The 11,131-nt window shown below is 65.9% G+C and carries 11 protein-coding genes; 6 read left to right on the forward strand and 5 right to left on the reverse strand.

The window, feature by feature from the left end; genetic code table 11:
- Positions 1-168: 168 nt before the first annotated feature.
- Both CH251_RS22940 and CH251_RS22945 read left to right on the forward strand, forming a co-directional pair.
- Positions 169-789, forward strand: coding sequence for an RDD family protein (locus tag CH251_RS22940; RefSeq protein ID WP_256979250.1), 621 nt, complete (start codon positions 169-171; stop codon positions 787-789).
- A gap of 126 nt (positions 790-915) precedes the next feature.
- On the forward strand, positions 916-2,025 hold the full coding sequence (locus CH251_RS22945; protein ID WP_094615205.1) for a hypothetical protein: 1,110 nt from the start codon (positions 916-918) through the stop codon (positions 2,023-2,025).
- A 68-nt stretch (positions 2,026-2,093) separates the two neighbouring features.
- Here CH251_RS22945 and aspS read toward each other — a convergent pair whose 3' ends face one another.
- A complete protein-coding gene (gene aspS / locus CH251_RS22950; protein ID WP_094615338.1) occupies positions 2,094-3,878 on the reverse strand; it encodes an aspartate--tRNA ligase in 1,785 nt (594 codons plus the stop codon).
- A 169-nt stretch (positions 3,879-4,047) separates the two neighbouring features.
- Here aspS and CH251_RS22955 point away from each other — a divergent pair, with 169 nt between their 5' ends.
- A complete protein-coding gene (locus CH251_RS22955) occupies positions 4,048-4,965 on the forward strand; it encodes a neutral zinc metallopeptidase (RefSeq protein WP_094615206.1) in 918 nt (305 codons plus the stop codon).
- A 9-nt stretch (positions 4,966-4,974) separates the two neighbouring features.
- Here the strand turns inward: CH251_RS22955 and CH251_RS22960 are convergent, their stop codons facing one another.
- Positions 4,975-6,003, reverse strand: a complete 1,029-nt coding sequence (locus CH251_RS22960) for an Rv2578c family radical SAM protein (protein ID WP_094615207.1) — start codon at positions 6,001-6,003, stop codon at positions 4,975-4,977.
- Positions 6,004-6,128: 125 nt separating this feature from the next.
- Here CH251_RS22960 and CH251_RS22965 point away from each other — a divergent pair, with 125 nt between their 5' ends.
- Complete coding sequence (locus CH251_RS22965; protein WP_094615208.1) at positions 6,129-6,599, forward strand: DUF3237 domain-containing protein; 471 nt, start codon at positions 6,129-6,131, stop codon at positions 6,597-6,599.
- Positions 6,600-6,606: 7 nt separating this feature from the next.
- Here the strand turns inward: CH251_RS22965 and CH251_RS22970 are convergent, their stop codons facing one another.
- From CH251_RS22970 to CH251_RS22980, 3 genes are read right to left on the reverse strand one after another with little or no spacing between them, the layout of a single operon-like run.
- On the reverse strand, positions 6,607-7,260 hold the full coding sequence (locus CH251_RS22970) for a hypothetical protein (protein WP_094615209.1): 654 nt from the start codon (positions 7,258-7,260) through the stop codon (positions 6,607-6,609).
- The gene (gene hisS / locus CH251_RS22975; RefSeq protein ID WP_094615210.1) at positions 7,250-8,521 is read right to left on the reverse strand and encodes a histidine--tRNA ligase; all 1,272 of its coding nucleotides are present in this window, start codon (positions 8,519-8,521) and stop codon (positions 7,250-7,252) included. The genes CH251_RS22970 and hisS overlap by 11 nt, the downstream gene beginning before the upstream one ends.
- 2 nt (positions 8,522-8,523) lie before the next feature.
- Positions 8,524-9,216: an MBL fold metallo-hydrolase gene (locus CH251_RS22980; RefSeq protein WP_094615211.1), complete on the reverse strand. Its 693-nt coding sequence runs from the start codon at positions 9,214-9,216 to the stop codon at positions 8,524-8,526.
- A gap of 191 nt (positions 9,217-9,407) precedes the next feature.
- On the opposite strand from CH251_RS22980, the gene CH251_RS22985 reads away from it, so the two are divergent.
- A complete protein-coding gene (locus CH251_RS22985; protein ID WP_094615212.1) occupies positions 9,408-10,271 on the forward strand; it encodes a peptidylprolyl isomerase in 864 nt (287 codons plus the stop codon).
- Entirely contained in the window at positions 10,268-11,065 is a 798-nt protein-coding gene (locus tag CH251_RS22990) for a peptidylprolyl isomerase (protein WP_094615213.1), read from the forward strand. The genes CH251_RS22985 and CH251_RS22990 overlap by 4 nt, the downstream gene beginning before the upstream one ends.
- Positions 11,066-11,131 lie beyond the last annotated feature (66 nt).

The raw sequence follows: 11,131 nt of genomic DNA on the forward strand, positions 1-11,131 counted from the left end.
ACCCAACCCTAGTGGGACCGGGCCCGGTGCGCTCGGCGAGGAATCGTGTCCGAAATGTACTGACCGGGCGGGCGCGTAGTGCTTGACACCCTCTAGGCGGTGCGGTTCGCTCAGCGAGAATCGAGTATTCGTTCGACGCACGCCACATTTGCAACCAAAGGGAATCTCGTGAGCGACAATCCACCCAACGGACCGCAGTACGGCTCCGACCCGAACCAACCCCAGTACCCCGCGAATCCAGCGTCCGGCTACCCGCCGCCCGGTAATTACCCACCACCCGGTAACTACCCGCCCCCGGGCAACTACCCACCGCCGCCGGTCGGCGGTAACGCGGCATTCGGAATGGGTTCGCAGCTACCCGGCGGCGCGCAGCCCGGCAGCCTCGGATCACGGTTCGCGGCCCGCTTCCTGGACTTGCTCATTCTCGCTCTCGTCCAGATCATCCTGTACGTGATTCTCCCGAGCGGGCTACTCGGGTCGTTCTTGTTCGGCCTCGCGGCCGCGCTGCTCGGCTTCGCGTACTTCACGCTGTTCGAGTCCTCTCGCGGCCGGACTCCGGGCAAGCAGCTCCTCGGATTGCGCACCCTCGGCGCAGCGGGCGGGCTGCCCACTCAGGCCGAGGCCGCCAAGCGCAACGCCTTCATGCTGCTGAACATTGTGCCGGTCGTCGGCAACTTCCTGGTGATCGTGGCGTACATCGTCGTTGCTGTGACCATCAACTCGAGCCCCACCCAGCAGGGCAAACACGACGAGTTCGCCGGCGGAACCCAGGTCGTCAGCGTCTCGTAACACCCCGTCCACGCACGAGCGGACCTCCGACATTCAGCGGAGGCCCGCTCGTCTGCGTTCGGTGTCCCAGGGCCTTCGGTGCCCTGAAGTACCCCACTCCTCCCGACCACAGACCAGGAGAACGACGTGAGCGACAATCCGAACGACGAACCGCGGCCCGGCGAGGGATCCGATCCCGACCGCTCCGAAACGCCGAACACTCCCCCGTCGAACACGGGAAACACCCCGCCGCCTCCAGGAGGTCAATACCCACCCCCGCCCGGTAGCTATCCGCCCCAGGGCAACTACCCACCGCAGGGTGGGTACCCGCCTCCCGGTGGCTACCCACCTCCGCCCGGAAACTACCCGCCCCAGGGCAACTACCCACCGCAGGGCGGCTACCCCCCTCCCGGCAACTATCCATCACAGGGTGGCTACCCACCCCCGCCAGGGAACTACCCACCGCAGGGTGGTGCACCCGGCGGCTATCCACCGCCTCCCGGTGCGTACCCGCCGCCGCCCGGCAACTACGGAAACCAGGGCTACGGTCAGGCTCCGCTGGGGCCGAACCCCGGCCGCCTCGAGGTCGGTGCCGCGCTGAGCTACGGCTTCGACAAGTTCAAGGCCAATGCGGGACCGTGGATCGGATTGTCGGCCATCGTGTGGGCCGTCAGTGCTATCGGACTCGCCGTGGTCTTCGCGTCGACGTTCACCGCGGCGATGGCGGCCGCGGAAGCCGGCGACACGACATTCACGACCACGACATCCGGTGTGGCGATCGTTACGACGGCGATCATCACGTTCGCGTCGTATTTCGTCAACGCCGCCTACGTTCGAGGAGCGCTCGACGAGACGGGCGCTCCGCAGAAGCCATCGTTCGGGCGGTTCTTCCAGCTCACCAACGTCGGTCAGATCGCGATCCTCGCGTTGATCTGGACCGTCGTCAGCGTGGTGTTCAGTTTCATCCCGTTCCTCGGAACGATCCTTCTGATCGTGATCGGCTTCCTCGCGAACTTCGCGCTGACGTTCTTGATCGATCGCAACCAGACGGCGATCGAATCCATCAAGTCCAGTGTCGACCTGACCGTGAAGAACTTCGGACCCTTGCTGCTGCTCCTGCTGCTGCTGGCCGCGATCAACATCGTCGGTGCGTTGCTGTGCGGTCTGGGTCTGCTGGTGACCATCCCGATCTCGGTGATCGCCACCAACTACGCCTACCGCGTGCTCACCGGTGGGCCGCTGTCCCCCGCACGCTGAGCTGCTCGACACAGACGAAATGTCCCCGTAGCGCAGAGCGCTACGGGGACAGTCGTTTTCGAACCTTCTCAGGCCTCGGCCGGTTCTTCCTTCTTCTCCGGCTTGAAGTCGACGCCCGATTCCTTACGCTGCTGCGGCGTGATCGGTGCCGGCGCGTCGGTCAACGGGTCGATGCCGCCACCGGACTTGGGGAACGCGATGACCTCACGGATGGAATCGACTCCGGCAAGCAGCGCCGTGATGCGATCCCAGCCGAACGCGATGCCGCCGTGCGGCGGTGCGCCGTAGGAGAAGGCATCGAGAAGGAAGCCGAACTTCTCCTGAGCTTCTTCCTTGCCGATACCCATGATCGCGAACACTCGTTCCTGAATGTCCTTGCGGTGGATACGAATACTGCCGCCGCCGATCTCGTTGCCGTTGCAGACGATGTCGTAGGCGTAGGCCAACGCAGATCCGGGGTCGGTGTCGAACGTATCCATCGACTCCGGCTTCGGCGACGTGAACGCATGGTGCACGGCAGTCCAGGCACCGGATCCGACGGCCACGTCACCACTGGCCGTTGCATCGGACGTGGGCTCGAACAGCGGAGCGTCGACGACCCAAACGAACGCCCATGCCTTCGGGTCGATCAGGTCGAGCTTGCGAGCGATCTCGCCGCGCACGGCACCGAGCAATCCACGTGATGCCTTGACCGGGCCCGCGGAGAAGAAGATCGCATCGCCGTTGTTCGCGCCGACATGTGCAGCGAGGCCGTCACGCTCGGCGTCGGTCAGATTCTTGGCAACCGGTCCACCCAGCGTGCCGTCCTCACCGACGAGGACGTAGGCGAGGCCCTTGTGGCCGCGCTGCTTGGCGAATTCCTGCCACCGGTCCAGCTGTTTGCGGGGCTGCGATGCACCACCGGGCATGACGACTGCACCGACGTACGGGGCCTGGAACACACGGAACGTGGTGTCGGAGAAGAAGTCCGTGCACTCGACCAATTCGATGTCGAAGCGGAGATCGGGCTTGTCCGAACCGTAGCGACGCATCGCCTCGGCGTAGGTGATCCGCGGAATCGGAGCCGTGAAGTGGTGACCGACGAGCTTCCACAGCGACGCCAGGATCTCCTCGGCCAGCAGGATGACGTCGTCCTGGGTGACGAAGCTCATCTCGACGTCGAGCTGAGTGAACTCCGGCTGACGGTCGGCGCGGAAATCCTCGTCTCGGTAGCACCGGGCAATCTGGTAGTAGCGCTCGATGCCGCCGACCATCAACAGCTGCTTGAACAGCTGCGGGCTCTGCGGCAGAGCGTAGAAGCTACCCGGCTGCAATCTCGCCGGCACCAGGAAGTCGCGGGCACCCTCGGGAGTGGATCGCGTGAGCGTCGGAGTCTCGACCTCGACGAACTCGTGGTGCGCGAGCACCGAACGGGCCGCCGCGTTGACGTGCGAGCGGAGGCGAATGGCTTTCCCCGGTCCTTCGCGACGCAGATCGAGGTAGCGGTACTTCAGCCGCGCCTCTTCGCCCGGCTGGTCGTCGAGCTGGAACGGCAGCGGCGCGGCCTCGGACAGGACCTCGATCTCGGAGGCCTCGACCTCGATCGCACCGGTCGGGATCTCGTAGTTGGCATTGCCCTCGGGGCGGCCTTCGACCTTGCCGGTCACCTTCACGACGTATTCGGCGCGCAGGCGGTGGGCCTGCTCGAGTGCTGCTCCCTCACGGAAGACGACCTGGGACACACCGGACGCGTCGCGTAGATCGATGAAGATGACGCCGCCGTGATCGCGTCGGCGGGCCACCCATCCCGTCAGCGTCACGGTTCGGTCGACGTGCTCGGGGCGTAATGAGCCGGCGAGGTGGGTGCGCAGCACGGGTGTCCTTTCGAGAAAAATCCGCTGATCGTGTTCTTCGATCACCGATCCTACGGAGCACATGACCGTAGAAGGAAACGAGATCGCGACGCGGCATGCGAAGCTATGGCCGACAGCAGCGATGTGTGTTCCCGCCACAGGCGGGAGCTCGGCGGAGAGGAACTCGGGCATGACCTTCAGAGAAGGTTCGCAAACGACACCAGGTCGAGTCTCCGTCGGTGGCCGTGGAGGAGGCGGCGGACGCGGCAAGTTGGCGATCGGTGGCGGCGCGGGTGGCCTGGTCATCATCGTCCTTGCTTTGCTGTTCGGCGGCGACCCAGGAGCAATCCTCAACCAGATCAGCGGTGGCGACAGCTCTGCGGAGCAGAACGACTCAGGGACGTCGGGAACGCTCGACTGTGACGTCGCGGACGCGAACAGCAACGTCGACTGCCGAATCGACTTCACCGTCGGAAGTCTGGACACCGTCTGGGAATCTCAGCTGGAAGCTCAGACCGGCGTCGCCTACGTTCAGCCTGAAGTGCGGTTGTTCTCGGGAGCAACGAATACCGGCTGCGGCAACGCCACCAGCGCCGTCGGGCCGTTCTACTGCCCGGCCGATTCCACCGCGTACTTCGACACGAGCTTCTTCCAGGTTCTCGTCGATCAGTTCGGTTCCAGCGCCGGCCCGTTGGCGCAGGAGTACGTGGTGGCGCACGAGTTCGGCCACCACCTGCAGAACCAACTGGGCGACATCGGCCGAGCGCAGGCAGATCCGCAGGGACCCGAGTCCGGTGGCGTCAAGGTGGAGCTGCAGGCCGACTGCTACGCGGGAATCTGGGCGCACTACGCAGCCGACACGGTCGATCCGAAAACCGGGGTTCCGTTCCTCGAGCCGCTGACCACCACCGATATCAACGACGCCCTCTCGGCAGCGTCGTCGGTGGGCGACGACCGCATTCAGCAGGCATCCACCGGCAGCGTCAACCCCGAGGGCTGGACGCACGGGTCTTCTGCGCAGCGCCAGGCATGGTTCACCGCGGGCTACGAGACCGGACAGGTCGCGGCCTGCGACACGTTCTCGGCGCGCGACCTGAACAACCCCTGATCGCACCGTTCAGAACAGAGTGAGAGCCGGCCCCGAGGCCACCAGTTCTCGGGGTTCGGCAGGCTCGTTCGCGGGCAATGCGCGGGTCTGTTCTGCGGCGAACCCGTAGGAGTCGAGCAGCGGATCGATTCTCGCTTTCAGCCACTGCTTGTATTCCGGAGTCACGTACGCCCCGTGCCCGTACAGCTGACGGTATCGACGCACCAATGCGGGGTGTTCCTTCACCAGCCAGCTCATGTACCAGTCCTTGGTGCTCGAACGCAGATGCATCGGCAGCGCCGTCACGGTTGTCGCACCTGCCTCGGCCAGGGCACCGATGAGGCCGTCCAACTGCTTGGCCCCGTCGGTGAGAAACGGAATCACCGGTGCCACCAGAACGCCGCAGTCAAGGCCCGCGTCGCGGACCGCACGAACGAGATCCAATCGTGCTCGCGGACTGGGGGTCCCGGGCTCGAGCTGCTTCTGCAGGTCGGCGTCGTGAATGGCCAGGCTGATGCTCACCTGCACCTCCACCTGTTGCGCAGCCAGCGTCAGCAGAGGCAGATCACGCCGCAGCAGTGTGCCCTTGGTGAGAATCGAGAACGGCGTCCCGGATTCGGTCAACGCTCGAATGATCCCCGGCATCAACCGATATCGACCCTCAGCGCGTTGATAGGGGTCGGTGTTGGTGCCGAGCGCCACCGGCTCGCGCTTCCACGACCGGCGCGCGAGTTCCTTGCGTAGTACCGCAGCGACGTTGGTCTTGACGACGATCTGCGAGTCGAAGTCGTTGCCGGAGTCCAGATCCAGATATTCGTGGGTCGGGCGGGCGAAGCAGTATCGACATGCATGCGAGCACCCGCGCATCGGGTTGACGGTCCACGAGAAGGGCACCCGAGATTCGCTCGGCACTTCGTTCAGAGCGCTCTTGCACAGCACCTCGTGGAAGGTGATGCCCTCGAACTCAGGCGTCTGCACGCTGCGGACCAGCCCCGATCGCTCGAGCCCCGGTAGCGCACCGTCGTCCGCGGCGTCGAGAGTCTGACCGGCCCATCGCATACACACAGTCGAACATTTGTTCTATGTCGTGTCAAGGCCGGCTCGACCCGGACGATCCCCGCTCGGGTGTGGTCACCGGAAGGCGATAGCGTAGGCCCCCAGTCGATCCTAGGAGTGCACCGCAAGTGACCGCCCCGAACACACCGACCCTCGAGCCCATTCTGCGTCTCGGCCTCACCCTCGGACCGGGAATCGACATCGGTTCGGTGCCCGCCGGTGAGCGGGTGGTCACCACCGTGCTCGGCGGCGCAGCTCCCGGCCCCGACATCGAGGGCACCCTCGCAGCCGGGTCGACCGTCGTCAGCGTGACGCGACCCGACGGATGCACCGAGTTCAGCAGCGACCTCGTTCTCGAACTGGCGACCGGCGGTTATCTCTCGCTCGACTATCGCGGAGTTCAGTTCGGGCCGGCCGACGTCATCGACGCTCTGAACGATCCCGAACGTGAGGTGGACCCCGCCACGTACTACTTCCGCGGCACCCTCCGCGTATCGACGGCGGTCCCGAAGTTCACCTATCTCAACCGCGCGCTCGTCGTCACGTCCGGATCTCGTTCGGCCGAAGCCGTCGTGCTCGACGCATTCCTGGTCACCTGATTCCTGCTCATTCGAGCAGCTGGGCGACCTCTCGGTCGGTCAGCGTCGCCTGCGGAGTTCGCCCCTTGCTTCGGACCAGTTCGACGGCGCGATAGAGCGGCCGTTGGTCGAGCCCGGCGTCGCGCGCCTCGGCGCGCAGCTGATCCACCAGCACCGACGCGATCGCCGCGGCAGGCACCAACTCGGTGGTCCACAGCGAGTCGGCGAGGCTGCGTAACGCGAGGATCGGCAGTTCCCGGCCCCCGTCCCTGGTGTAGAGCGCAAGCGCAACCACTATGTGCGTACGCCCGTCGTAGAGCCGTAGCGAGATCTGATCTATTCCGGCCGTCCGAATCGTCAGTTCGGCCGTCACCACCTCCGGCATCTTCAGCCGGCGAGTGCGCAACCCTCGCGCGCACAGTTGCGGACCGTCGAGCCACACCCGTCGGCGCAGACCGAGCCAACCCGACAGTACGGCGGGACCGCCGACGATCACCCCGACCAGAACTGCAACCCACACCGGCGCGAACAGCGCCAGGACGACGGCGAGAACGATCCCGATCGCGGCCGACCCGACGATGATCTTGCGCAGGCGCGGTGCCAGGAACTCCACCGAGACCAGGTCGAGTGCTACCGGCCCCGCGTTGGACCGAGAGTCACCGGGCCGGGACTCACTGGGCAAGGCGCGCTCCGAGGGCGTCGACCACGTCGGCCATCGGAACGGTGTCCTGCTCTCCGTTCGAGAGGTCTTTCACCAGAACCGATTCCGCAGCCAGTTCCTGATCACCGAGCACCAACGCGAACCGCGCTCCGGACCGGTCGGCGGCCTTCATGGCACCCTTGATCCCGCGATTTCCGTAGGCCATGTCCACGGCTATTCCTCGTTCGCGTAGCTGGGCCGCGATGTCGACGATCGCCAGCTTGGCACCGGCCCCCATCGGAACACCGAAGACCTGGCATCGCGACGTCGCGCCCGCGGTCTTGCCTTCGGCGGCGAGGGCCAGCACCGTGCGATCGACGCCGAGGCCGAACCCGATTCCGGAGAGCGCCTGCCCGCCGAGCTGTTCCATCAAACCGTCGTAGCGGCCGCCGCCGCCGATGCCCGATTGTGCGCCGAGCCCGTCGTGGACGAACTCGAACGTCGTCTTGGTGTAGTAGTCGAGGCCACGCACCATCCGCGGATTCACCAGGTACGGAACGTTCATCACGTCCAGGTATGCCAGCACTTCGTCGAAGTGTTCCTTCGCCGAATCGGAGAGGTGATCGAGCATCAGCGGTGCGTCCGCGGTCATCGCGCGCACCTCGGGTCGCTTGTCGTCGAGCACCCGCAGCGGGTTGATCTCGGCGCGTCGACGGGTGTCCTCGTCCAGGGGAAGCGCGAACAGGTACTGCTGCAACAGCTCTCGGTACTGCGGGCGGCAGGTGTCGTCGCCGAGCGAGGTGATCTCGAGCCGGAACCCGGTGAGTCCGAGGGCCCGAAAACCGGCGTCGGCCACGGCGATGACCTCGGCATCCAGCGCCGGGTCGTCGACGCCGATCGCCTCGACACCCACCTGCTGCAGCTGCCGGTATCGACCGGCCTGCGGGCGTTCGTAGCGGAAGAACGGCCCGGCGTAGGCCAACTTGACCGGCAGCGCTCCCCGATCCAATCCGTGCTCGATCACCGCCCGCATGACTCCTGCGGTGCCTTCGGGGCGCAGCGTCACCGATCGGTCTCCGCGATCGGAGAAGGTGTACATCTCCTTGCTCACCACATCGGTCGACTCCCCGACCCCGCGGGCGAACAGGCCGGTGTCCTCGAAGATCGGCAGTTCGATGTGGCCGTAGCCGGCGTTGCGGGCTGCGTCGAGCAACCCTTCGCGTACGGCAACGAACTCGGCCGAGTTGGGCGGAAAGTAATCGGGAATGCCCTTGGGCGCGGAAAAGGCGGTCGGCTTGCTCACACTCACAGCTTTCCTTGCTCGGGGTCGGTGAGTCCAACGAGGAACGGATTGGCCCCGCGCTCCTGGCCGATCGAACTCTGTCCGCCGTGCCCCGGGAGCACCACCGTGTCGTCGCTCAACGGGAGCAGCCGCGTCGCAATGGACCGCAGCAGTTGATCGTGATCGCCGCCGGGCAGATCGGAACGCCCGATCGATCCCGCGAAGAGGGTGTCCCCGGTCAGGGCCAACGGCACCGAGCCGTCGGGCCCGTCGGCGTGGGCGAGGAACACCACCGATCCCTGGGTGTGCCCGGGGGTGTGCACCACCGTGAACTCGATTCCGGCGAGTTCGAGCCGGAGACCGTCCGTGAGCTCGATCACCTCGGCCGGTTCGTGGAACTCGAGGTCGCCCAGTACCGCCGCCAACGTCGGACCCGTTCCCTTGATCGGATCGGCCAGCATGTAGCGGTCCTCGGGTGCGATGTACGCCGGGATGCCGTACTTTGCGCAGATCGGCTCCACCGACCACGTGTGGTCCAGATGACCGTGCGTGAGCAGTACAGCGGTGGGGGTGAGCGAGGACTGCGTCAGGAAGTCGATCAGCGGATCCGCGGCGTCCTGACCGGGATCGACGACGACGCACTCGGACGCGTCGTCCTGGGCCAGGATGTAACAGTTCGTCTGGAACATGCCTGCGGGGAATCCGGTGACGAGCAAGACAAACGCTCCTAAAGGCTGAGGCCGAAGTACCGAGCAAGCTTAGTGGTGCCGCACTCGCCGGGTCCCCCCAGCATGCTCTCAGGCAGTGATGGCAAACTCGCGTTGGCCGATTCTCGGCCGGATACCACACGATCGGTCCGTGCAGCGAGCGGGCGAGGTCGTTTTTCGACAAGCGGGAGGAACACGAATTGCCCAGCAACGAGCAACGGCGCGAGGCTGCCAAACGAAAGCTCGAACGCCAACTCGTACGCCGCGCCGAGCGAGCGCGTCGTCGTAAGCAATTGACGATCGCCGGTTCCGTTCTCGGCGTCGTCGCGGTCGTGGCCGTCGTCTCGGTCGTGTACGTGGTGACCCGCGGTGACGACGATGCCAGCACCGCCCAGGAATCGACGACGTCCGCGCCCGCCGATTCGATCATCGCAGCGGGGCGCACCGAGCCGCTGCCCGAGACGGTGAACTGCTCCTATCCCGCTGCGACGCAGCCTGCGGCGAAGGAGAACACTCCCCCGCGCACCGACAACGTGCCCACCAGCGACGAGCCGCTGAGCTACAGCATGACCACGTCTGCGGGGAACATCGGGCTGACGTTGAACAATCCCGAGTCTCCGTGCACGGTCAACAGTTTCGTATCTCTCGCCAATCAGGGCTACTTCGACGGCACCACCTGCCATCGACTCACCACCGGCGCCGGCCTGCAGGTTCTGCAGTGCGGCGATCCCACCGGCACCGGCTCCGGCGGACCGGGCTACCAGTTCGCCGATGAATTCCCCACCGACACGTTTGCCGAGGGCGACCCCGCTGCACAGACCCCCATCGCCTACCCACGCGGAACGTTGGCCATGGCCAACGCAGGCCCGGGTACCAACGGCAGCCAGTTCTTCCTCGTCTACGGCGATTCCGAACTGCCGCCCGCCTACACCGCGTTCGGCACCATCGACGAGACCGGACTTGCCACCCTCGACGCCATCGCGGCCAAGGGCGTCCAAGGCGGCGCATCCGACGGAGCCCCCGCCGAACCGGTCGACATCACGTCCATGTTGAGCGACCTGTGAACCGGACCTCGGCTCTGACGATCGCGATCTCGGCCACCGCGCTGATACTCGCGGGGTGTTCCGGTTCGGCCGAACCGGCTGCTGCACCGACCACCACACCCCCATCGTCGACGACCACGACGACCGAAGCACCCGCGCCGCGACCTGCACTCGATCTGTCCCGCTTCGGGGCGTTGCCGCCTGTGCCGCAGCCGACGACCGATACGGTGTCCTGCTCGTATCCGGAGGAGTCTCCGGCCGTCAAGGAGGTCGACGCTCCTACGACCGACAACGTCGACGTGTACGGAAACGTCGAGGTGACGTTGTCGACCACTGCGGGTCCGATCGGCATCACACTGGATCGGACGCCTGCACCGTGCACGGTCAACAGTGTGGTGAGCCTCGTCCAGCAGGGATACTTCGACGGCTCACCCTGTCACCGACTGACGACGTCACCGGGCCTCGAGGTACTGCAGTGCGGTGACCCGTCCGGATCCGGTCGAGGCGGACCGGGATACACCTTCGCCAACGAGTACCCCACCACCGCGTACACCGACGATCCGGCGCAGGCCCAGAACCCGGTGGTCTACCCGCGCGGCACGCTGGCCATGGCCAACGCAGGCCCCGACACCAACGGCAGCCAGTTCTTCCTGGTGTACGCGGATTCGGTGCTGCCACCGCAGTACACGGTGTTCGGCACCATCTCGGACGCCGGTCTGCAAACCCTCGACGCCATCGCGGCGGGCGGGGTCACCGGCGGCTCCGAGGACGGCGCACCGGCGACCCCGGTGATCGTGGAGTCCGCAACGGTGTAGCTCCGATCGAACGACGAGAGGGTGAGCAGAGATTCTCTGCTCACCCTCTCGTCGTTGTCCGGACCT

This window comes from Rhodococcus sp. 06-462-5 (assembly GCF_002258315.1).
Classification (GTDB): Bacteria; Actinomycetota; Actinomycetes; order Mycobacteriales; family Mycobacteriaceae; genus Rhodococcoides.

What these genes read in the sequence shown, in the direction of transcription:
- CH251_RS22960 (WP_094615207.1), bottom strand. Translation starts at nt 6,003, where the DNA reads ATGCGATGGGCCGGTCAGACTCTCGACGCCGCGGACGACGGTGCGCTA.
- CH251_RS22955 (WP_094615206.1), top strand. Translation starts at nt 4,048, where the DNA reads ATGACCTTCAGAGAAGGTTCGCAAACGACACCAGGTCGAGTCTCCGTC.